General features: G+C 54.7%; 18 protein-coding genes and 3 pseudogenes. 10 read left to right on the forward strand and 11 right to left on the reverse strand.

The genetic code is table 11. The annotated features are described in order from the left end of the window. Positions 1–482: 482 nt before the first annotated feature. The 5 genes from D8767_RS11565 to D8767_RS11585 form a co-directional block, all read right to left on the reverse strand. A complete protein-coding gene (locus D8767_RS11565; protein ID WP_104148364.1) occupies positions 483–1,775 on the reverse strand; it encodes an MFS transporter in 1,293 nt (430 codons plus the stop codon). 498 nt (positions 1,776–2,273) lie between these two features. Next, entirely contained in the window at positions 2,274–3,464 is a 1,191-nt protein-coding gene (gene doeA / locus D8767_RS11570) for an ectoine hydrolase DoeA (protein WP_023048454.1), read from the reverse strand. A 49-nt stretch (positions 3,465–3,513) separates the two neighbouring features. Continuing rightward, positions 3,514–4,506, reverse strand: a complete 993-nt coding sequence (gene eutC, locus D8767_RS11575; protein ID WP_029886622.1) for an ectoine utilization protein EutC — start codon at positions 4,504–4,506, stop codon at positions 3,514–3,516. Positions 4,507–4,517: 11 nt separating this feature from the next. Further along, positions 4,518–5,510, reverse strand: coding sequence for a hydroxyectoine utilization dehydratase EutB (gene eutB, locus D8767_RS11580; protein ID WP_010955138.1), 993 nt, complete (start codon positions 5,508–5,510; stop codon positions 4,518–4,520). A gap of 106 nt (positions 5,511–5,616) precedes the next feature. After that, positions 5,617–7,014 (reverse strand): PLP-dependent aminotransferase family protein, encoded by a 1,398-nt coding sequence (locus D8767_RS11585; RefSeq protein WP_029886623.1) that lies wholly within the window; start codon positions 7,012–7,014, stop codon positions 5,617–5,619. A gap of 246 nt (positions 7,015–7,260) precedes the next feature. Between D8767_RS11585 and ehuB the strand changes: the two genes are divergently transcribed. The 4 genes from ehuB to ehuA all read left to right on the forward strand — a co-directional run bounded on the left by ehuB (position 7,261) and on the right by ehuA (position 10,364). Continuing rightward, positions 7,261–8,115: an ectoine/hydroxyectoine ABC transporter substrate-binding protein EhuB gene (ehuB, locus tag D8767_RS11590; RefSeq protein ID WP_010955136.1), complete on the forward strand. Its 855-nt coding sequence runs from the start codon at positions 7,261–7,263 to the stop codon at positions 8,113–8,115. Between the two features lie 70 nt (positions 8,116–8,185). Next, the gene (gene ehuC, locus D8767_RS11595) at positions 8,186–8,842 is read left to right on the forward strand and encodes an ectoine/hydroxyectoine ABC transporter permease subunit EhuC (protein ID WP_023048451.1); all 657 of its coding nucleotides are present in this window, start codon (positions 8,186–8,188) and stop codon (positions 8,840–8,842) included. Then, positions 8,842–9,498: an ectoine/hydroxyectoine ABC transporter permease subunit EhuD gene (gene ehuD / locus D8767_RS11600; protein WP_023048450.1), complete on the forward strand. Its 657-nt coding sequence runs from the start codon at positions 8,842–8,844 to the stop codon at positions 9,496–9,498. The genes ehuC and ehuD overlap by 1 nt, the downstream gene beginning before the upstream one ends. 98 nt (positions 9,499–9,596) lie before the next feature. Beyond that, positions 9,597–10,364 (forward strand): ectoine/hydroxyectoine ABC transporter ATP-binding protein EhuA, encoded by a 768-nt coding sequence (gene ehuA / locus D8767_RS11605; protein ID WP_010955133.1) that lies wholly within the window; start codon positions 9,597–9,599, stop codon positions 10,362–10,364. 50 nt (positions 10,365–10,414) lie between these two features. Here ehuA and D8767_RS11610 read toward each other — a convergent pair whose 3' ends face one another. Beyond that, on the reverse strand, positions 10,415–10,882 hold the full coding sequence (locus tag D8767_RS11610) for an Lrp/AsnC family transcriptional regulator (protein WP_010955132.1): 468 nt from the start codon (positions 10,880–10,882) through the stop codon (positions 10,415–10,417). A gap of 202 nt (positions 10,883–11,084) precedes the next feature. On the opposite strand from D8767_RS11610, the gene doeB reads away from it, so the two are divergent. From doeB to D8767_RS11630, 4 genes and pseudogenes are all read left to right on the forward strand, one after another. After that, positions 11,085–12,080 (forward strand): N(2)-acetyl-L-2,4-diaminobutanoate deacetylase DoeB, encoded by a 996-nt coding sequence (gene doeB / locus D8767_RS11615; protein ID WP_010955131.1) that lies wholly within the window; start codon positions 11,085–11,087, stop codon positions 12,078–12,080. A 259-nt stretch (positions 12,081–12,339) separates the two neighbouring features. Further along, positions 12,340–13,812, forward strand: a complete 1,473-nt coding sequence (locus D8767_RS11620; RefSeq protein WP_010955130.1) for an NAD-dependent succinate-semialdehyde dehydrogenase — start codon at positions 12,340–12,342, stop codon at positions 13,810–13,812. 21 nt (positions 13,813–13,833) lie between these two features. After that, on the forward strand, positions 13,834–15,225 hold the full coding sequence (locus D8767_RS11625) for an aspartate aminotransferase family protein (RefSeq protein ID WP_010955129.1): 1,392 nt from the start codon (positions 13,834–13,836) through the stop codon (positions 15,223–15,225). 226 nt (positions 15,226–15,451) lie between these two features. Then, positions 15,452–15,953, forward strand: a pseudogene (locus tag D8767_RS11630) (DUF4113 domain-containing protein); the annotation flags it as partial. Between the two features lie 52 nt (positions 15,954–16,005). Here D8767_RS11630 and D8767_RS11635 read toward each other — a convergent pair. Together D8767_RS11635 and D8767_RS11640 are read right to left on the reverse strand one after the other, a co-directional pair. Next, positions 16,006–16,692 carry a DUF2971 domain-containing protein gene (locus D8767_RS11635; RefSeq protein WP_023048447.1) on the reverse strand — a complete coding sequence of 229 codons (687 nt, stop codon included), beginning with the start codon at positions 16,690–16,692 and terminating at the stop codon, positions 16,006–16,008. A 106-nt stretch (positions 16,693–16,798) separates the two neighbouring features. Continuing rightward, positions 16,799–17,628: pseudogene (locus D8767_RS11640) on the reverse strand (IS3 family transposase); the annotation flags it as partial. 283 nt (positions 17,629–17,911) lie between these two features. Between D8767_RS11640 and D8767_RS11645 the strand changes: the two are divergent. Continuing rightward, the gene (locus D8767_RS11645; protein ID WP_016711392.1) at positions 17,912–19,051 is read left to right on the forward strand and encodes a glutathione-independent formaldehyde dehydrogenase; all 1,140 of its coding nucleotides are present in this window, start codon (positions 17,912–17,914) and stop codon (positions 19,049–19,051) included. Between the two features lie 91 nt (positions 19,052–19,142). Here the strand turns inward: D8767_RS11645 and D8767_RS11650 are convergent, their stop codons facing one another. The 3 genes and pseudogenes from D8767_RS11650 to D8767_RS29450 all read right to left on the reverse strand — a co-directional run bounded on the left by D8767_RS11650 (position 19,143) and on the right by D8767_RS29450 (position 21,778). Continuing rightward, positions 19,143–19,391, reverse strand: coding sequence for a hypothetical protein (locus D8767_RS11650; protein ID WP_016711391.1), 249 nt, complete (start codon positions 19,389–19,391; stop codon positions 19,143–19,145). Between the two features lie 77 nt (positions 19,392–19,468). After that, on the reverse strand, positions 19,469–19,933 hold the full coding sequence (locus tag D8767_RS11655; RefSeq protein WP_016711390.1) for a hemerythrin domain-containing protein: 465 nt from the start codon (positions 19,931–19,933) through the stop codon (positions 19,469–19,471). Between the two features lie 90 nt (positions 19,934–20,023). Beyond that, positions 20,024–21,778, reverse strand: a pseudogene (locus D8767_RS29450) (glycoside hydrolase family 15 protein). A 340-nt stretch (positions 21,779–22,118) separates the two neighbouring features. Between D8767_RS29450 and D8767_RS28705 the strand changes: the two are divergent. Further along, positions 22,119–22,259, forward strand: coding sequence for a hypothetical protein (locus D8767_RS28705; protein ID WP_016711387.1), 141 nt, complete (start codon positions 22,119–22,121; stop codon positions 22,257–22,259). Positions 22,260–22,272: the final 13 nt, after the last annotated feature.

Below are 22,272 nucleotides of genomic sequence, written 5' to 3' on the forward strand. Positions count from 1 at the left end.
GTAATTTAAAATTCTTTGTTCTTCTCGCAGTGCGCGATGCGGCCAGTGTAACCAGATGCCAAAAGTGAATTTCGCTGAATAAATAACGTAGCTCAGCTAAAACGCTTAGAATCACTGAAAATCACAAGCAATCTTTCGGATGTATTTTGCCGCCCCCAGTGGATTATGTTGCCGGCAACTATATGATTGATGAAATACTGCGTTATGACGCGAAAGAGAGGGCAATAACGTTTAATCCCTGCGCGCCTTGAGCTTTTTCCGTTGGTAAACTGCGCTTTACCGCACAGCTTTGATTAAGGGCAAGAGATAGCGAAGACACTGTTATCAGGGCCAGATGCCAAGAGGTGAGATAAGAATAAAAAGGAAGGGTGGAGCGCTGCTGCTTATATCGACGTAGCCGGTCGGCTTGCCCGGAGGAATGGAGCTTCGCAACAGCCTGGGTGCTGATTAGCACCCAGGCTCTATACCATCTGCCTATTAGGTTATTTTGCCCCAGGTATTCCATCCCCGCGAATCGAGCAACCTTTAGTCTCGATCACAAAGAACAACGCAATAATCCCAAGTGCTGATGCAACCATGATGTAGTAGGCAGGTGCGTCAGGTGAACCGAGGAATTTAATAAATTGATCGCATACCAGTGGTGTTGTTCCGCCAAAAATAGATGCCGAAATGTTGTAAACGATGGCCAGCGCCGCATACCGGATTTGGGTTGGAAACATTGCCGGGAACATAGCGGAAATGGTGGCAAGCTGAGGGACAAAAAACGCTCCTAGCACTGCAAATCCTATCATTGACCCCGTCAGCCCTGTAGACATGAGCTTGAACATTGGAATCGCTAAAATGAAAAGACCTATAAGCGAGAAGAACCACATTTTTTTGAAGCCGACCACATCTGAGATTCGCCCCGCAAATGGTATGAACATCATCATGGCCAACATTCCAACCAGAGGCGCAAGCAATGACATGTTCTCGCTCGCCCCAACTTCCTTGTGCATGTAGGTCGGCATGTATGCCAGCAGGATATAATAAGTTATGTTCAGTGCTGCTACCAAAACCCCTAGCGACAATGCTGCCTTTTTGTATTTCCCAAAAATTTCAGCAATAGAAGTCTTCGGTCGAACAGGCTCGCTTGCCATCTTCTTTTCGAGCTCTAGAAACACAGGGGTGTCTTCGATCCTGGTGCGCAAATAGACCGCGATGACGCCCAGAGGAGCTGCGATCAGGAATGGAACGCGCCACCCCCACTCGTACATGGCGGCATCTCCAATGACGACCGATACGCTCAAGGTCACCAAAGCGCCGAGTGAAAAACCTGCGAGGGAGCCAAACTCCAGGAAGCTACCGTAAAAACCTCGCCGCTTGTCAGGCGCGTATTCCGCTAGAAAAGTAGCTGCTCCACCGTACTCACCGCCAGTTGAGAAACCTTGGATGAGCCTCAGCGCGATAAGCGCTACAGGTGCTATCCAGCCTACCGATTGATAAGTAGGCAGGATGCCAATAATAAATGTTGCTACAGACATCATTAGGACAGTCATGGCCAGCACACGCTTGCGGCCAATTCGGTCACCTAGCGGCCCCCAAAACATACCGCCAAGTGGTCGAATGAGGAACGAGATAGCGAATGTTGCCAGGCCGAAGTAAAGGGCTTCAGATTGAGAGCCAGGAAACAAGGCGGCTGAGATGAAGGTGAGCCCGTAAGCATAGATTCCGTAATCGAACCATTCCGTCGCGTTGCCTAATGCAGCTGCGACCACGGCTTTGCGAGGCATGCTCATGTTCAAGCTTTTTATTGTGCTCGAAGAAATGGTTGAAGCTGGATGCGTACTAATAGACATAATTTACCACTTTTCTTAGGTAAGACGAACTGGCTAGTCAGGCTTGAATGCACATGGCCAAATGACCAACTGCTGATCTGCGCTTTATCGCGAAGCCGATTTTTGATTTCGATAATAGTTGGCAGTTATGCAAGAAGTCGCTGTAGGGCATGTTGTCACCTTTTTTTGTTATCTGTCTTTTAGCGCTTGAGCAGGAGGTCTACGCCACCAGCCCAGTCTGGGGTATTACTTCTATTCAGCGTCGTCCTTGATAAGTTTCAGGCGTTAGGCACAGGTTGACTCGCTCCCTGGGGAACAATCAACTTTCAACCTCTTCAAGGCTGCGTGCTTATTTTGTAAAACAAAGGAGTGGCTGGAGTGATGGTGCTTTAAGGCACCATCACATTGTCGCTGAAGATAGCCGTGGCACTATAACTCCAGCGACTTGCAAACTTTTCGTCAGTCCTTGACGAAAAGCTTGCGAGGAGTCGAGCAGAACGTCTCGACCCCAGTATCAGTGATCAGGATGCTCTCGGTAATCTCGAGCCCCCAATCATCCATCCATAGGCCAGGCATGAAGTGGAAGGTCATACCAGGTTTGAGCACGCTGTTGTCGCTCGGGCGCAGGCTCATGGTGCGCTCGCCCCAATCTGGTGGATAGCTGATACCGATTGGGTAACCGCAACGGCTGTCCTTGTGGATATCGAACTTCTCAAGCACGCCGAAGAAGGCACGTGCGATATCACCAGTGGTGTTGCCAGGCTTGGCGGCCTCGAGGCCGGCAGCGATACCTTCGACGACTGCTTTCTCGCCGTCGATGAAATGCTGCGGTGGCTTGCCCAGGTAAACAGTTCGGGACAGCGGGCAGTGATAGCGCTTGTAGCAGCCGGCGATTTCGAAGAAGGTGCCGGCGCCGACCTTGAATGGAGAGTCATCCCAGGTCAGGTGTGGGGCGCTAGCGTCTGCTCCGGTAGGAAGCAGCGGCACGATGGCCGGGTAGTCCCCGCCATAGCCATCGACACCGAGAATGCCACTGGCATAGATGTCAGCAACCAGCTCGTTCTTCCGCATGCCGGGCTCAATGCGTTCCAAGATGCGGTCATGCATCTTTTCGACGATTCGAGCAGCCACACGCATGTAGGAAATTTCTTGCTGGGACTTCACCGCACGCTGCCAGTTTACGAGCGCGTTCGCGTTGACGAACTTGGCCTTGGGCAGATGCTGCTGCAGTGCCAGGTATGCAGCAGCGCTGAAGTAGTAGTTGTCCAGCTCAACGCCGATAGTGAGCGAATCCCAGCCACGCGCCTGGATCACCTCTTTGCAGAGGTAGTCCATTGGGTGCCGTTCAGTCGACTGAACGTAGATATCGGGGTAGCCGACAATGTTGTCTTGCTTCATGAAGACAGTACGTCGAGCGCCGTTAGCGTCTTGGTTGCGGCCATACCAAACAGGCTCACCTTCCATGGCCAGCAGTACGCACTGGTGGACGTAGAACGACCAACCGTCGTAGCCGGTCAGCCAAGCCATGTTCGAAGGGTCAGTAACCAGCAGCAGCTCAATGTTCCTAGCCTGCATTTCTGCACGGACTTTGGCGATACGCTGGGCGTACTCCTCCCGTGTAAACGGAAGGTTCACAACAATTTCAGACATGATCGATCCCTCATGATTGGGGTATGGTTTTATTGTGTTGCCTGGTGATTCAGTTGTTGTAGAGCAAGCCTTTGCCTGTGCTGATTGCTCTGGAAAAAGCCAGGTTCGCAATCGCTGTGTCCTGAACGCCTGTGCCGGTGAGATCGCAAAGAGTTACGTCGGTTGGAGTCAACCTTCCGACGCGATCTCCAAGGATCACCTGACCCAGTTCGGCGTACACACGAAGGTCTTGTGCAACACCAGCGTTGATCGCGTGATGGAGTTCTCCAAGTGTTGCCGTCTGGCTGACTCGATCCGCAACGTAGTGATCGACTGCTGCTACTACCTCAGGAGCAACCTCGTTTTTGTGTTCAGTGTCTGCCCCCATAGCCGTGATATGGAGACCGGGCCGCAAGTGCCTGCGATGTAAAATTGGTTGATTGCTTGGCGTGCAGGTGACTGCAATGTCAGCGCTCGACATTGCTTCATCGACCGACTCTGCGGCAGTGGCTTCCAGGCCGTAGAGGCTCGATAGCTGCAAGGCCAGTTGCTGCGCTTTTGCGGAACTCCTAGCCCATACCCGAACTCGCTTGATATCCCGCACAAGAAGGAGCGCTTTGAGTTGAAGCTCGGCCTGTTCTCCTGCACCAAGAAGGGCAACCTCTTCACTGTCCTGGCGGGCGAGCCAACGTGCAGCCACAGCCCCAGCAGCTGCTGTCCTAACGGCAGTGAGGTATCCGTTGTCGAGTAGGAGCGCCTGGAGAAGTCCAGTGCGTCCAGAGAGCAGCATCATCATGCCGTTCAGACTTGGTAGGCCTAGACCAGGATTGTTGAAGAAGCCTGGACTGACCTTGATAGCGAAATTCTCAAGGTCTGGCAGGTAAGCGGTTTTGACGTCCACCTCGCCATTGTGCTCGGAGATGTCTAACCGGAGGATTGGCGGCATGACCACTTTGCCTCTGGCCAGCGATGCAAATGCGTTTTCCACTACATCGATACTGTCTGTATCGAGCGTTACGCACTCACGGATTTCGCGTTGGTTAAGCAGAAGGACTTCGCTCACATGGCACCTCTTTAAGCACGTGCTGGGCGGCGGTCGCGCACAGCTTCCAGGATGATGCGTTGGTGTTGAGCCATGTCGACATTCCCACCGCTCACGACGATCACGATTGGCCCTTGAGCTTCAACCTGCCTGGTAAGCAGAGCTGCGATACCTACCGCTCCCGCTCCCTCAATGACGAGCCGTTCTTCTAAGTAGGCATGGAGCATCGCATCCGCGATTGAGTCTTCATTGAGCAAAATCACTCGGTCGATGAATCGACGGGTGAGTTCAAATGTGTATTGGTTTCGCAGACCAATTCCGCCACCGAGCGAGTCGGCCAGCGTGGCTACTTCCTCAACATTCACGGGCTTTCCAGCCTCGAGGCTCTGTGCCATTGCTGCGCCAAGCCTCATGCTCACACCATGGGTTTTCACCTGAGGAAGTAGTGCTTTGAGCGCCAAGGACACGCCGGAGAAAAGTCCTCCACCCGAAAGCGGTATGAGTACCTGCGAAACGGAAGGGAGTTGCTCAGCGATCTCCAGACCCAAAGTGGCTTGGCCTGCAATTACGTCCTGGTGATCGAAAGGAGGGATGAAGGTAAGGCCCTCTTCTTGAGCAAGACGGGCAGCTTCGAACTGAGCATCGTCTTGAGAGTTACCAACCACCTGCACGGCGGCGCCCAGCGCACGAATCGCAGCCACCTTGTTGGATGGGACAAGCCTTGAAAGGCACACGGTAGCGCGAACGCCGGCGGCAGCTGCGGCATAGGAAAGGGCACGACCATGATTGCCCGTTGAAGCGGTTACTACTCCCAGAGCACGCTGTTGAGAGGTAAGGCCCGCAATCGCGTTCGTGGCCCCTCTCAGCTTGAAGCTACCAGTCGCCTGGTGGCATTCCAGCTTGAGGTACACGGGCACTTTCATGAAGTCGGAGAGGCTTGGAGAGAGCTCCATTCGCGTTTCGCGCACCAGGTGCTTAATGCGATCCCGGGCGATGAGGGCCTCTCGAACTGTCACTGCCGGCATGGTAGACCACCGAACGATTGTTTTTTCGGAGTCTACGAGCCGCTGATTGTCATAATGAATGTACTAGGGCAATCCGGTGGCGTTTTTTCAGATTTGTGTCAAACGGTCAGAAGTCATGGACTCCTGGGTATTGTTCAAAAGTCATCCGCATGGTTTTCAGGGCCTGGGATAGCTCGCTTTCACTCGTTTCAGCGCCGATGCAAAGCCGGATGCCGCGTGCTGGGGTCACCCCCCGAACGGTGAACGGCTCCGGTGACGTAACCGCAATATGCTGTTGTCGTAGTGTGCGCACCAGGCTGGAAACATCCCAATGTGCTGGCACATTCAGCCAAGCGTTTAACGAATGAGGGCGATGGCAATAGAGGTAGCGCCCCATCTCGTCTGCTACCAGCTTCTGGCGTGTCTCTAGGAGCCTTCGCTGCAATTGGATCAATGTGTCGGCCCTCCCATCCATAATCCACCGTGCGGCAACCTCGGCAAGCATGGGGGCTGCCATCCAGCTCGTCACGCGAAGGATGCTTTCTGTTCGCAGCGCCAGTCGTTTAGGTACTTTGAGGAACCCGATTCGTAGCCCAGTCAGAACTGACTTCGTCATGCTGGTGCAGTAAAACGAGAGCTCGGGGGCATATGAGCTGATTGGAGGGCCTTCGTATTGGTTAAGCAGGGGGCCGTAGACGTCATCCTCAATAATGTGGACACCGAAGCGACGAGCGATGGAGGCTATCTCTTTCCTGCGGCTATTGGGCATCAACGCGCTGGTCGGGTTATTAAGGTTCGGCGTGCATACCAGGGCCGTAACGCGCTCGTTGCTGCAGATGTCCTCAAAGTGCTCGGGATCAATCCCGTCACGATCAGTGTCTAGGCCTTTCAGATTGAAGCCGAGGACTTGAGAGTTCCCAATGACACCGTGATCGGTCATGCCTTCACAGAGCACCAGGTCATCAGGGCCTGCAAGGGAGGCCAGCGCCAGGAATAGCCCGTGGGCCGCCCCATTTGTGATCAACACATCTTCTCGAGCCAGCCCTGGCAAGCCAAGACGCCCAAGCCAATGACAGGCGGCATCACGATGAGCATCGAAGCCCGCTACAGGTCGGCACAGTCGGATCCAGCTTTGATCGACCTCATTAGCAAGCTCGGCGCATGTTTCTCGCCAGTACCTGTCATGCTCTGGGGTGTGAATGATTCGGGCGGTGGATAGATCGACGAGTGCGCGCTCGGGAGCATCGAGAATGTAGCTTGCTACACGGTCACTCATTCGCCGAGAAACGAAACTCCCGCGACCCACTTCGCACCTTACTAGCCCTTGGCGCTCGAGTTCCTTGTAGGCGTTTGTCACGGTTTGGACACTGATCCCCAAGGCATCGGCAACCTGCCGTTGAGGTGGCAGGCGCTGATCATCCGCCAGCTTATGCTGCTCGATGTCCGAGCTGATCGCTTGGACAAGAATCTTGTACTTGGACTCGCCGCCACGGGCGTGCTCAACCGCTTCCCGCCATTTTTCCATCATCGCTATGCTTGCTCCTAAGCCACGGCCTACAGCATGGACGTTACAACATGTTGAGATCAATTGTCCTAGTGCAATGCTCGTCACGGAAAGCCTTTTGTATGCTCATCTCACGCTTCCGAGGAAGGCTTGGGTCTTCTTCAAGCTACCGCTATCAATTCCAAAAATAGCGGCGCTGCAGCGTGATCTTCTATCTGCCCAAAACTCCGCGCCACGCGGGCCAATTACAATAGAGGGAGATTTTTGATGAACTTGGTCACTTCGCTTTCCGCAGTCGCTCAACGCCTGACCCTGGCGTGTGCCATTGCGAGCATCGCCGTATCCGCACACGCAGCTACAACCCTCGACTCTCTCAAAGAGCAGGGCAGTGTTCGGATTGGCTATGCCAACGAAACGCCTTTCGCCTATACCGGAACCGATGGAAAAGTCACGGGCGAGTCGCCTGAAATCGCCACCGCGATTTTCAAGCAGTTGGGGATCAAGGACGTCAATGGTGTACTCACCGAATGGGGATCGCTGATTCCTGGCCTGCGAGCTGGTCGTTTCGATGCTATCGCAGCCGGCATGTACATCACTCCAGCCCGCTGCAAGCAGGTCTTGTTCACCGACCCTCACTACCAGCTCCCTGACGCGCTCCTGGTGCCGAAAGGCAATCCCAAGGAGCTGTTCAGCTACGAAGATGTCGCAAAGAACCCAGAAGTGAAGCTGGCCATTATGGCGGGCACCGTGGAGCTCCAGTACGCCCGTGACTCTGGCGTGAAAGACGAACAAATCCTCCAGGTTCCAGATACCACGGCTCAGCTGCAGGCAGTTCGTGCCAAGCGGGCAGATGCTGCTGTAGGCACACAGCTCACGATGAAAGGGCTCGCGGCCAAAGGCGGTGATTCGGTAGAGGCCATGACCGACTTCAAAGATGACCCTTCCCATATCGGCTACGGTGCCTTGGCCTTCAGACCGGAAGACAAGGAGCTTCGTGACCAGGTCAATGCCCAGCTCAAGAAATGGCTCGGTAGTGAAGAACACCTGAAAACAGTGGCGCCATTCGGATTCGACAAGAGCAACCTCACTACGAAAACAGCTGCGGAGCTCTGCGGGCAGTAACACTGCATCCAAATCGGCGCGTCAAACCCACTGCCGCGCCTTTGGCTGATTTAACGTGAGGTAGAGTCAAATGGCAGATTTACTACCACTTATGCTCCAGGGCGCATGGGTTACCCTGCAGATCACCTTCTTCGGATCTCTCCTGGCCATCGTTGCAGCGACCCTGGCGGCACTCGGCAAAATGTCGACATGGAGACCGCTCCGCTGGTTTTGCGTCGTCTACATTGAGATCTTTCGGGGTACGTCGCTGCTCGTTCAATTGTTCTGGCTCTTCTTCGTCCTTCCGCTTCCTCCATTCAATCTCGAGCTGAGCCCCTACACCGTCGCAATCGTTGGCCTTGGGCTACATATTGGCGCTTATGGTGCAGAGATAATGCGCGGCGCGATTAATTCGGTAGCTAAAGGTCAATATGAAGCTTGCACAGCACTTAACTTTGGCCCATTCACACGCTTTCGTCGCATCATTTTGCCGCAAGCCCTGCTCGCAGCGATGGGGCCTGGAACTAATCTGCTGATCGAGCTGTTGAAAAACACATCCCTTGTTTCCCTTATAACGCTTGCAGATTTGAGCTTCAGGGCGCGCCAACTCGATCAGGCTACATTCGAGACTCTCAAGGTCTTCGCCCTAGCGCTGCTCATGTACTTCGTAATGGCCCAAGCGATTAACTTGGCAATGCGGCGTTTAGAGCGACATCTGGCCCGTGGTCGTGTCCAAGGGAGCCTGTGATGAATTTCTTCGACTGGAACTATGCAATACAGCTCTTGCCCGAATTGTTCCGGGCAGCTCTTAACACAATCGGCGTCACGTTGCTGGGCTTTGCAATCGCTATCGTTCTTGGACTGTTCCTCGCCATTGGCAGACGCAGCGCAAGAATATGGATCTCTTGGCCAATAGGTGGGGTGATCGAATTTATCCGCAGTACACCTTTACTGATCCAAGTTTATTTTCTTTATTACGTTCTGCCTAACTACGGCGTTAGCCTGACAGCAATGCAAGTAGGCGTGCTAGGCATTGGTCTACACTACGCCTGCTATCTGGCAGAGGTATATCGAAGCGGCCTTGATGCGGTTCCGCGAGGCCAATGGGAAGCAGTGACAGCACTCAACATGAGTCCTTCGCTTGCCTATCGAAACATCATTTTACCCCAAGCTCTCCGTCCGATTTTGCCACCGGTTGGCAACTACCTGGTTGCGATGCTGAAAGATACACCTGTGCTTTCAGCTATCACTGTCGTTGAGATCATGCAGCAAGCAAAGAACATCGGCTCTGAGACGTTCCGATATCTTGAGCCCATCACCATGGTAGGCGTGTTCTTCCTTGTTCTGAGTATTGTTCTGGCTTATTTGGTACGCCGCGTTGAAGCGCGCTTGGAGCAAAAATAATGACCACCTCTCCAGTTTCCAACATTCAGATAGCTCCAAGCGAAATTTTGACAGGTGTCAGTTCAGGCGCCATTTCGTCCCCGGCCATCGGCAAGCCCATGGTTAGCTTCCGCAGCGTAACTAAGCGATATGGCAACTTCACTGTTTTGGACGGCCTGGAACTGGATGTTTCGGCAGGCGAAAAAGTCGCCATCATTGGCCCCAGCGGATCAGGTAAATCGACGTTGCTCCGAGTGCTGATGACCCTTGAGGGAATCGATGAGGGGAGCATTCTGGTCGAAGGCGAGTCGCTGACTCACATGCAAGGAAGGAATGGAAAGCTGGTTCCAGCCGACGCGAAGCACGTGCGTGCTGTCCGGGGCAAAATAGGAATGGTATTCCAAGGGTTCAACCTCTTTCCCCACCGTACTGCGCTGCAAAATGTCACTGAGGCCCCCGTCCATGTCCTGGGTGTAAAACCAGCCGAAGCCAGGGATCGCGCCGTGCAGTTGCTGGAAATGGTTGGACTGGGTGCCAAGCTCGATCATTACCCTTCGCAACTGTCTGGTGGCCAGCAGCAGCGGGTCGCGATAGCACGGGCCCTAGCCATGAGACCAAAGGTCATGCTTTTCGACGAGGTCACCTCGGCGCTCGACCCGGAACTCTGCGGTGAAGTCCTTAACGTCATCCGTCGACTTGGAAGCGAGCATAAGCTGACCATGCTTATGGTTACTCACCAAATGGGCTTTGCTCGGGAGTTTGCGGATCGCGTTTGCTTCTTCTACAAGGGTCGAATTCATGAACAAGGTGCTCCAGGCCAACTGTTCGAGACCCCCCAGGAAGAGCGTACCCGCAGTTTTCTGAGCGCCGTTAGAGAGGCAAATTAAGGATTTCTGCTAGCTCTTCAGGAGTAGCCCTCCTGATGAGCCAAGAGGTGCTAAGCATCATCAATTGGAAGTGTGAATCCGGCCTTTACCCGATCCATCACGACCATTGTTTTGAAACTCTTGATGTCATTGTTTTCGTAGAAGAACCTTCGGGTGAAGTTCTCGTAGTCCTCCATATCCTTTGAGGTTACGAGGAGTACAAAGTCAGCATCACCCGTGACATAGGATCCGCTCATGACCTCAGGAGTATTTTTAATGGCCTGCTTGAACTTATCGATAATGTCTGAGCGCTCTCGTTCCAAAGTGACCAGCACCAGCATGGTGACATGCCTTCCAACCGCTTTAGGGTTGATGATGGAGATGTCGCTCTCGATGACCCCTTCACTGCGCAGGCGCTTAAGCCTGCGCTGGCAGGCCGTGGAAGATAAACCGACCAAATCACCAAGCTCTTCAGAGGTGAGCCTATTGTTGACTTGCAAGGCACTTAAAATTCGTAAGTCAATCCTATCAAGCTCCATGAGTTTCTCACCCCTACTAATACTTGATGAAAATGTGTCAGTTGCGTTAGCTGAGTGTACATCAGATACGTCAGCCAACAAAGCTAAATGCCAATGCTAGTAGTGCACCACCCCTACGCACTGGTTACACCTGTTGGGTCGAGTCATAGCCGCTGCGCTGAGCCTTAGCCTACTTGAACGACAAACAAATAAGGAATATGCAATGAAACCTAGTCCCATCAAGCCAACTATCGATTTCGACCAACAAGGGGTGTCGCACGGGTTCTTGAAGCTGCCTTACTCACGTGATGACTCTGCGTGGGGTGCGATCATGATTCCTATCACCGTCATGAAAAACGGGATCGGCCCGACTGTGCTCCTCACTGGCGGCAATCATGGAGACGAGTATGAAGGCCCGATTGCACTCACCAAGCTGGCCAATCAACTGGACATCGAAACAGTCAGAGGGCGAATCATTATTTTGCCCTTCATGAACTATCCTGCTTTTAAAAACGCCTCCAGAACCTCTCCGATTGATCGCGGGAATCTGAATCGTACCTTCCCAGGTAAGGCTGACGGGACAGTTACGGAAAAAATTGCTGATTATATCCAGCGACACTTGTTGCCATTGGCGGATTACGTCCTTGATATCCACTCTGGCGGCAAGACTCTGGACTTCATTCCATTTGCCGCTGTTCATATTCTGCCGGACAAGCTGCAACAGCAGAAAGGCGAACGGGCAATGGATGCTTTCGCGGCTCCCTACAGCATGAAAATGCTGGAAATCGATAGCGTGGGCATGTTTGATACGGCTGTCGAAGAAGCCGGTAAAATCTTTGTGACTACCGAGCTTGGTGGTGGGGGTACAGCCAGCTCCACCACTATTAAAATTGCAGAGCGCGGGGTACGAAATTTCCTGGTTCATGCAGGGGCGGTCATGGGTGATCTTGATATTGCACAGGACAGCATCTTCTTGGATATGCCTGACGACAATTGCTTCATTGCAAGCGAGCATGCCGGGCTCATTGAATACTGCTTCAATCTGGGCGATCAGGTCTCCAAAGGCGATGTGATTGCTCGAGTGTACGACGTCACAAGAACAGGTGTGGCACCTACCGAATACAAGGCCCAACGTGACGGCCTTCTTGCCTGCCGTCACTTCCCGGGGCTTGTGCAGTGCGGTGACACAATCGCAGTTCTGGCTGAGAAAATCTCTTAAACATCTGCCCCTTCAACAAGGCTGCCAAGTGCAGCCTTTTTTGTTTTTCTACACCTAATTGGTTTTGTTCCAATCATTTCTTATGCACCTACAGACCTGAAATCGCATCTCTGATAAATGACGCAGGAAAGCTGCGCAACTGTGAAAACATCACAGTATTACTGCGCACACGGGCTGGATTACTCATATTTCCAGCGTCAAGCCAGACATAGAATGATCCTCATCGAACATCAGCTTTATCTCTTCGAGGCATATAAAAATGAAAGATCTTGCGCCCTCCGCCCTCAATAAGCTTCGTCGAAATGACCTGCTTGAAACTCGGGCTTACATTGATGGGCGCTGGGTTACTGGCGAGGGCTCGCTCGACGTCACTGATCCAGCTAATGACCAGGTGATCGCGCAGGTAGCCCATTGCGACGAGTCCTGGGTAGATCTGGCCGTCGAAGCCGCTTCGCGTGCCTTCGATGGTTGGCGGAACACCTTGCCGACACAGCGTGGTGCAGTCCTTCGTAAATGGGCAGCACTGATGCGTGAGAACCAAGAAGATTTGGCGGTCATCATGACCTGCGAGCAAGGTAAGCCGCTCAGCGAATCACGCGGAGAGATCAATTACGGCGCGAACTTTGTCGAGTGGTTTGCGGCAGAAGGTGAGCGTTGCTACGGCGAGACAATTCCAAGTCATCTCCCGAACAGCCAGTTGGTCACTAAGCTGCAGCCGATTGGTGTAACCGTGGCCATCACGCCCTGGAACTTCCCCAGCGCCATGATCACCCGCAAGGCTGCTGCTGCACTGGCGGCTGGATGCCCGATGATCGTCAAGCCGGCGCCTGAAACTCCGCTGTCTGCCCTGGCTCTCGCCCGGTTGGCTGAAGAAGCTGGTATTCCTGGTGGTGTGTTCCAGGTGCTGACCGGGGATGCACCGAAGATGTCGGCTCGTCTCTTGGCCGCCTCCGCAGTCCGTGCGTTCAGTTTCACCGGTTCCACAGAGGTTGGTCGGATTCTGCTGCGTCAGTCTGCGGATACGGTCAAGAAAGTATCCCTTGAACTGGGTGGCCATGCTCCGTTCATTGTCTTCGATGATGCCTCGATTGCTGAGGCTGTCGAAGGCTGCATTGGCGCCAAGTTCGCAACCTCAGGTCAAGATTGCCTGGGCGCGAATCGCATCTATGTGCATCGCAACATCTACGGTCAATTCGTAGAGGAATTCACCAAGGCCACCGAGAAGTTACGCGTTGGCCATGGCCTTGAAGAGGGCGTCGATATCGGCCCAATGACTAGGGTAACGGTTGCCAACAAGTGCCGAGAGCAGATTTCGAATGCTCTCTCGCTGGGTGCAAAACTCACCTGCGGCGGTATCGACAATCACTTGGGTAGCAGCTTCGTCCTTCCGACTGTTCTGGCTGACGTCACGGACAAAATGGACATCGCTTTCGAAGAGACCTTCGGCCCCGTGGCGGCAATCCTGCCCTTCGATTCCGAAGATGAAGTAGTGACCAGGGCCAACAACACCGAGTTCGGCCTCGCTGCCTACGTGTACACCAACGACCTTCGTCGTGCCTGCCGAGTATCTGACCGACTCGAGTACGGCATGGTCGCACTCAACACTCCGAAGTTCACCGGCGCACCAATCCCGTTTGGCGGCTGGAAGCAATCGGGCTTGGGCCGTGAAGGCTCGAAGCACGGTTTGGCTGAGTACATGGAACTGAAATACGTCTGCATCGGCGGTCTGTAAAAATCACAAGAGGATTGAAAAATGGATAAGCAAAAGCAAGATTTGATCTCCCAACAAGATCGCGGTGCAGTGCTCCACCCGTTCACCCAGCTGAAAGACTTTGCCTCTGGCAAGGCAGGTGATCCAACAATCATCGAAACCGCGAAAGGGATCACTATCACTGACGCGACTGGGCGTGAGTACATCGATGGCTTCGCTGGCCTGTACTGCATGAACGTCGGCTATGGCCGTACCGAAGTCGCCGAGGCGATCTCCAAGCAAGCCCACAAGCTGGCGTACTACCACACCTATGCTGCGCACACCACGGAAGAGCTCGCTCGCCTGTCTGACCGCCTGGTGAAGATGGCTCCGGGCAAAATGAGCAAGGTCTTCTACGGCATGTCCGGTTCGGATGCCAACGAGACCCAAGCCAAACTGGTCTGGTACTACAACAACCTGCGCGGTAAGCCGAACAAGAAGAAGATCATTGCTCGTGAGCGCGGCTACCACGGTTGCTCCGTAGTTTCTGGTTCCATGACCGGCATGTCGTTCTACCATGACCACATGGATCTGCCGATTGCAGGCATCCTGCGTACTGGTGCTCCTCACTACTACTGGGGCGCCGAGCCAGGTGAGACTGAGCTGGAATTCTCTGCCCGCCGTGCACGTGAACTCGAAGAGCTCATCCTGCGTGAAGGCCCAGACACCATCGGCGCATTCATTGCTGAGCCTGTGCTCGGAACCGGTGGTATTACCCCTCCGCCAGAAGGCTACTGGGCTGCTGTTCAGCCTGTATTGAAAAAGTACGACATCCTGCTGATCGCTGACGAAGTGATCACCGGCTTTGGCCGTACTGGTGCCATGTTCGGCTGCGACAAGTACGGTATCGAGCCTGATCTGATCACCGTAGCTAAAGGCCTGACTTCTGCCTACGCACCGCTGTCGGCTTCGATTGTTGGTGAGAAGGTGTACAAGGTGATGGAGGAAGGCGCTGATCGCGTTGGTGCCTTCTCCCACGGCTACACCTACTCGGGCCACCCTATCGGTGTCGCGGCAGCAAACGCTGTGCTCGACATCGTCGAGGGTGAGAACATTCCAGCGCACGTCGACAAGGTTGGCCAGTATTTCCAAAAGTCGATGCAGGAGACCTTCTCCTCGCTGCCAATCGTCGGCGAAGTGCGTGGTGTGGGCATGATGGCCGCCATTGAGTTCGTAGCGGATCCGGCCACCAAGAAGCGTTTCGACCCAGCCCTCAAGGTTGGTGCACGGATCTCGAAAGCAGCCCGTGATCGCAACTTGATCGCTCGTGCTATGCCTCACGGTGAAATCCTGGGCTTTGCTCCTCCTCTTGTCACGACCGAACAGGAAGTGGATCGCATCATCAGCATCGCACACGAAGCTGTGCTGAGCGTCCTTGATGAGCTGAAGGTCTGAGCCATCAACGTTGGCAATGATGCCAGCTGAATTACCCCCTTCGTTTTAAGCCCGCCTTTAGGCGGGCTTTTTTTGTAGTGCTATCACAATCAAAGCCAAGACGCTGTCATCAGTTCACAAGGACGTACTTTCGGGTCAGATACTGTCCAAGGCCCGGAAAGTAAAAGCCCGCGCCGGAGACCGGTGCGGGCTTATTCATCTCATCGTGGACTCAAACGAGAGCGCTAGGATGACCGAGCTGGCTCCGATCAAAGAAGCAGTGGCTACCTATACGTCCAGGGCTGCCGAGAAGCTTCGTGCCCAGCAGTCACTCTGCAAGCGGCTACGGGTGAGTATCCGCACGGGCCAGTTCAACCCAAATGAGGCCAAGTATGCCAACGGAATCCTCGTCGACCTGCCATACGCTACGGACGACACGCGTTTGCTGACAAAGGCTGCATAGGAGGGGGTAGAGCTGGTTTACCGGGAGGGCTTCCGCTACAGCAAGGAGAGGTATTGCTGCTCGACCTGAGTCAGCGGAACGAGATCACCGGTGACCTTTTTGCAGTTGCCCAGCCGGTAGCGAGTACAAAACTCATGGGCGTGCTTGATGCGTTGAGTGCTAGGTGGGGTAGGGGACAATGCGGTTGGCGAGCGTACATGTCGATCCCAGCTGGATGCGCCGGGAGATGATGAGCCAGAGCTTTACCACGCGAGTTGATGAGCTCTGGACGGTGTACTGCAAATAGAGCGGGGTATGAGCAAGGCCAAAGCTTCCAGCTCCCCTAGCCCTGAACGACCTTATCGGTTGTCTTCAGTTACGTACGGACGGAAACCGAGTCCAAAGAAGCTATCAAGGAGGAACGCTTCCCGGAATTCGATTCCGGGTGTAAGGCGAAGAATCTCGTAGACATCTCGCTTATCGGCCTCAGGCATACGCGCGCCGAAGATGATGGCGGAGACGGGGGCTGGAGCTTGATAAAGCTTCCCGCCAACATCCATGATTGCTCGCCATTCCTTCTCGTAGCTCCATTGCTTGGCCTTGGTGAACAGGCAGGCCTCCAGAAAAGCCTCCGTGGCGCCGGCATGCAGGTTCTTCACGGACAGTGACGGGTATACATCGGTGTACTTCACCGGTCTGGCCATGGTCGTCAGCGGGGAGGTCTCATCGATTTTGTACTCGATGCAGAAGCCCTTGTGGTTCTCGGCGTAGTGAGACCACATCAGAATTTCATCGGGTGCCTCGCTGAGGCAGAACACACCAATGTTCTGCATGAGCGAGCCGAGTCCGTCGCGAAGCCGCTCATAGGCAAGCTCGTCCTCCTCGCTCGGCACCTTAAGTGAGTCCTCCACCTCAGCATTTTGTGTGGCTTTTTCGACCGCGTGGGCTACGGACTCTGCCAGCTTGCTGCGGTCGAGGTTGATGGCGCAGTCAAACGGATCATTGAAGGAGACCGGGGTGGACAGCCAGACTTTGTTGTCGGCCAAGGACTGCAGTGAATCGCCCCTGGTTTCCTAGACACTCTCCAAGCTCAGGAAATAGCGTTTCTCATACTCTACTGGAGACAGCTGCATAGCACTGCTGTGTCGACGTTTTGGGTTTGCGTCGCCAAACGGCCATCAGCATCGCGTCGATAGCAAGGTCGCTGCACATCCTTGGCTTCATTGACCAACCAATTACTTGGCGTGAGAAGAGATCCAGCACTACCGCCAGATAAAGCCATCCTTCATAGGTGCGGATGTAAGTGATATCGGTCACCCAGACCTTGTTCGGCTCGCTGACCTTGAACTGCCGGGCAAGGTGGTTGGGCGAGGCCACGGTTGGTTTTCCGCCATAAAACCCAGGACGACGGCGATAACCCGTTTGCGAACGCAACCCCTCTGCTTGCATCAAACGACCGACTCGATTTCGCCCGCATGTCTCTCCCAGCTCACGCAGGTCACCATGAATTTTGCGATAGCCGTACACACCTCCGCTTTCGAGCCAAGCATGTTTGATCAAACCAAGCAGACGATGATCTTCTTTTGCTCGGGCAGATTGAGGCTCCGCCAACCAAGCGTAGTAGCCGCTGGGATGCACCTTGAGGGTTTGGCAAAGACGCCGCACCGGGTAATCCGTCGAGTGCTTCTTGATGAAGGCGTACTTCAGCCGCACTCCTTGGCAAAGTACGCGGCGGCCTTCTTTAAGATGTCTCGCTCTTCCGTCACGCGCTTGAGTTCAGCGCGCAGCTTGCGCAGTTCAGCCTGCTGATCATTGTCTTGCTGACGCTGCTCTTGGGGCTTGCTGTAGACCTTGATCCAGGCGTAAAGGCTGTGCACGGACATGCCCAGGCGCTGGGCGACCTCAGCGACAGGCTTGCCTTTCTCGGTCACTTGCTTGACCGCTTCGATCTTGAATTCTTCAGGGTAACGCTGACGACTCATGGCACCTCCTATTTGGGCCTCATTATGAGGCTTGGAGGTGTCTACGAAACCAGGGGCGATTCAGATGGTGGGTCCATCGATGTCAAATCCAGTGTGCAATCTGGCACTGTATTCAGAGTCTCGCTTCCAACCTCATAGCTCACGCGATCCCTGTTCCGGTGGGAGCGACAGCATTTAGCGCCACCGGTCTGCCTCTACAATCAACACGATGAACGTACTGACGTTGGATTCACCTGAACAGAGTAGGGCGCTTTTCCGTCGCCCCTGACTTTGGGAGTTCAACATGAAAGCCATCGTGTACAACGGCCCACGTGACGTCGCGGTCAAGGATGTTTCTGACGCAAAAATCGAGAAGCCCACCGACGTACTGGTGCGTATCACCACGACCAACATCTGCGGTTCTGACCTGCACATGTACGAAGGCCGCACGTCTTTCGAGACAGGTCGAGTTTTTGGCCATGAAAACCTCGGCGAAGTGATTGAGGTGGGCGCCGGAGTCGACCGGGTCAAAATTGGTGATCGCGTCTGCCTGCCATTCAACATCGGCTGCGGGTTCTGTGAGAACTGCGAAAAAGGGCTCACGGGATTCTGCCTGACAGCCAATCCCGGTTCTGCCGGCGCCGCTTACGGCTTTGCTGAGATGGGGCCCTACCAAGGCGGTCAGGCGGAACTGCTCCGCGTTCCGTATGCGGATTTCAACTGCCTGGTGCTGCCTGAGGACGCCCAGGAACGAGAAGATGACTACGTCATGCTCTCGGATATTTTCCCTACTGGTTGGCATGCAACTGAGCTGGCCGGACTGCTTCCTGGTGAGAGCATTGCGATTTACGGCGCAGGGCCTGTTGGCCTGATGGCGGCGCATTCGGCAATCATCAAAGGCGCGTCCCAGGTTTTCGTCATCGACAACCAGCCGGATCGCCTACAGCTTGCCGCGCAGCTTGGGGCAACTCCCATCAACGCAGTCGAGCAAAGAGCAGTGGAAGAGATCATGAACCTTACCCACGGCAAAGGCACCGACCGGGGCTGTGAGTGCGTCGGTTACCAGTGCTGCGACAAGCATGGCCATGAAGCGAACTACCTCACCATGAACAACTTGGTCGCTTCAACCAAGGCCACTGGCGGCATCGGCGTGGTTGGGGTGTTTGTGCCAGAAGATCCTGGAGCGAAAAACGAACTGGCGAAGGAGGGCAAGATGGCCTTCGACTTCGGTGCGTTCTGGTTCAAGGGCCAACAGATCCGGACAGGTCAGGCGAATGTAAAGGCCTACAATCGCCGCCTGGCAGAGCTTATCCATCATGGGCGCGCCAAGCCCTCGCATATCATTTCCCATCGTTTGAAATTGGCCGAAGGCCCAGATGCCTACAAGCACTTCGATGCGCGGGATGATGGCTGGACGAAAGTGGTGCTCAAGCCTGCTGCGTGATCCGCTCTCACTGCTTCCAGGGACGGAAGCTTGGTGAGAAGGGCAACCTGCATGTTTTAAAGCAACCCTTCACCGGCTTGTCAGGGCGTTATCACCCGGCAATTTCCAGTTGCGTGTTCTTCCGCCACCCTCGCAGATTCATCGCGCAGAGGCAGAACTGTAAGATGATCAGAGCCCAGGCTTGTGCTTGCCAGCCCCACACAGCCCACAGCACGTTGCTTGCGATGAAACAGCAGAATCCAATCTTTCTTCTACCCGGACGGCGCGAACCGATGCACCAGGCTGCCAGCACGGTCATCACCATGGCAGGCCATTCAAGTAACCCAATCCAATATTCCATGAAACCTTCCAAATGATGATGGGTATCTGAAGCTAATCACCTGCCAGCTTCCAGAGAGCTGGCAGGTGATGGCTCCACTAAGCGGCTCGGCGCTCGCCCTTGAGCATCTTTTTCTGCATTTCCATGGTTTGCCCAAGCTCCTCGAGGATATCCTTGCTGAGCAGCTTCTTCGCGGTGGGGAAGAGCTCGCCTTCTTCTTCCTCGATGTGATGCTCCAACAGCTCTTTCATGACCTTGACTCTCCCGGCGAATTCGACGGTGCCGGTTTCGGTATGCAGCAGGTCGGGTAGGACGAGGGAGTCAACAGTCCGGTGTTCTTCCTTGGCCTCGTAGTACATTTTCGCTTCTTCCTTGCCACCCGCTTCCTTGATGGCCGGATATAGAATTTCTTCTTCGAGCGCGGTGTGAATCTGCAGCTCCTGCTCGATCCTGTGGAGTAGATCGGCCCGTTTTTTCACTGCTCGCTCGGTGGTGGTCGACAGCTCTTCGAGCAGCTTCTTTACCAACTTGTGGTCTTGAATCAGTAAGTCGATAGCGTTCATGGCGTTACCTCATCACGGATTGGATGTAAGAACTTGCCTCTGGTTGAGTAGCCGCTAAGCGAGACGGTTCAACGCAGATGATGGCTGGCGTCATCGTTCAGGATGGCAACCTCCAATAGCCATTGCGGCTTTGAGGGCTGCCAGGTGAGTCAAGCCCGGAGGAAGGTTGCCCAGATACTGTCCAGTCTGCGGATCGATCATCTCCGAGTAGATGCCTACCCCGTGTGATAGCCCTTGCAAAGCATCTGCATAGGCGGCTACGGCATGTTCTTGCTGGCCGAGGATTGCCGAGGCTTCGATCAACCAGAATGTGCAGGCCAGGAAGCAACCTTCCTCTTCCTGTGCATCGGTGTAGCGATAATGGAAAGCGCCCGCCCCCAGATCATGGTCAATGGCTTGCAGTGTGCTGCGCATACGTTGTTTGCTGGGGTAACCGAACCTGACCGCCAGTGCCAGTGAGGCGTCCAGCCGGTCGCTGTCTGGATAGAACAGGTAGGCTTGGCGCTCCTCGCTCCAGCAGTGCGCCTCGATCCATGCCTGGATGCGCTGGCGCTCGCGATCCCAGCGTTCCCGGCAGGTGGTGGGAAGGTGGCCGCCATCTGCCAGTTCGATGGCCCGGCTCAAGGCTTGCCAGCAACTGATCTTGGACATCGTGTAGTGCTGCTTTTCCGGCAACTCCCAGATACCGGCGTCCTGCTGACGTCAACAGTCGGCGCACTGGTCGGCAAGGCCTGAGAGGAGCATGGCGCTCGGGGAATCAAGAATGTTGCCGCTGTCGATGAAGCAACGGGCGGTTTCGAAAATGTCGCCGAACACGCCATGCTGCAGCTGGTCGCGCGCGTCGTTGCCAACGACTGGAGGCGAGTTTTTGTAACCAGGGAGATCAACCTGGCGCACGCAATCACCAATGGCCCCGTCCAAGGTATAAAACACCCGTGGCCCATGTTCACTCAGGCGGCGCAGCAACCAGGTGAAGGCAGCCTTGGCTTCCGGCTGTGCGCCGATGCCCAGAAACGCTTCGATGGTGTAGCTGGCGTCGCGTATCCAGGCGAAGCGGTAATCGTAGTTTTTGCTGCCACCAATCCGCTCGGGAAGGGATGAGGTCGCTGCCGCCATGATCGAGCCACTTGGAGAGGACAACAGAAGCTTGAGGGCCAGCGCATTACGGACTACATGGTTTTGGTACGGGCCGTCGTAGACCAGCCCCTTCGACCATTGGCACCACTCACTGTGCGAGCCGTCGATGCGTTCATCGATCAAGGCCAATGGGGGCACCACCAGGGGCTCATCTCGTCCTGCGATGATTGCGACCACTGAGCGTTGTCCTGCTGCAAGGCTAAGGACAGCACGCACGCCCATGTCATCCTTGCGTTCGATGTGCACCTGATGGTCGTGCAGGAACATGCCGAGTATTCGGCCCGCATGAAAAACGCAGGCATTGTCATTCGGCGCCACGTAGGGGCTTACCGTGTCGGCTTGGGTTCCGAAGTCGATGGCTAACTCGAAATCGACCGTACCCTCGACACATTCGAGGCGCCTGGCAAGTTCGGCCCAAGGTAAACGCCCAGCGGGGCCACTGTTCAAGGACTCGGTCAGCCGCGCACGACCCTCGTGGGTGATGAAGAGTGTCTCGAGGACGTTGCTGCCTGGCAGGTAGCGCCGCTCAGCAACGAACGGCTCGTTGGGGGTAATGGAAAAGTAGCCTCCTGTTTGCGGAGCCAGCAGCTTGTCGAACAGGGGAGGTGAATCCATGTGCGGCACACACCACCAGTCGATGGAACCGTCCAGACCAATCAGTGCCACGGAACGCCCATCCCCGAGTGCACCATACTGCTCCAGGGGCAACCAGCCACCCTCATCTCGCTCAGGTGCACCCTGTTGAGCTTCTACCGGTTCTCTTTCCATCGGTGTGCCTTCGAGATCATGTGTTCTGATTCCGACATGGCTATCTGGCGTCTGGTTCGTCTTATGTGAGCGTTGCGCAAATAGAGGGAATTTAGGATTGGCATGAATATCTCATGTAAAGCGGGACACAAGGGAGCTTTGTGCCCTCGCATTACCCTGCAAGGAACAAGAACAAAAGGGGGCTTACATGAGTTGTCTGATTTGCGCTGGGCAAGCTGAGTCCGTCGAATGCACCGGTGGATGGGAAGAGCGACGCTGTTCTAAATGCGGCTGTTACCGAATGTCCCAAGCGCTCATTCTGGTGATGATGGAAGAGGGTCAGATTTTTGATACCGAGCGGATGCGGGCCTGGCTGGTATCCCGGCGCGAACTGATGCCCATCCCTACCATCGACCATAGCCAGGCGATATTTGCACTCTAAAAGGCCTGAGAGG

Origin of the sequence: Pseudomonas sp. LTGT-11-2Z, assembly GCF_003691445.1 — a bacterium.
Lineage (GTDB): Bacteria > Pseudomonadota > Gammaproteobacteria > Pseudomonadales > Pseudomonadaceae > Aquipseudomonas > Aquipseudomonas monteilii.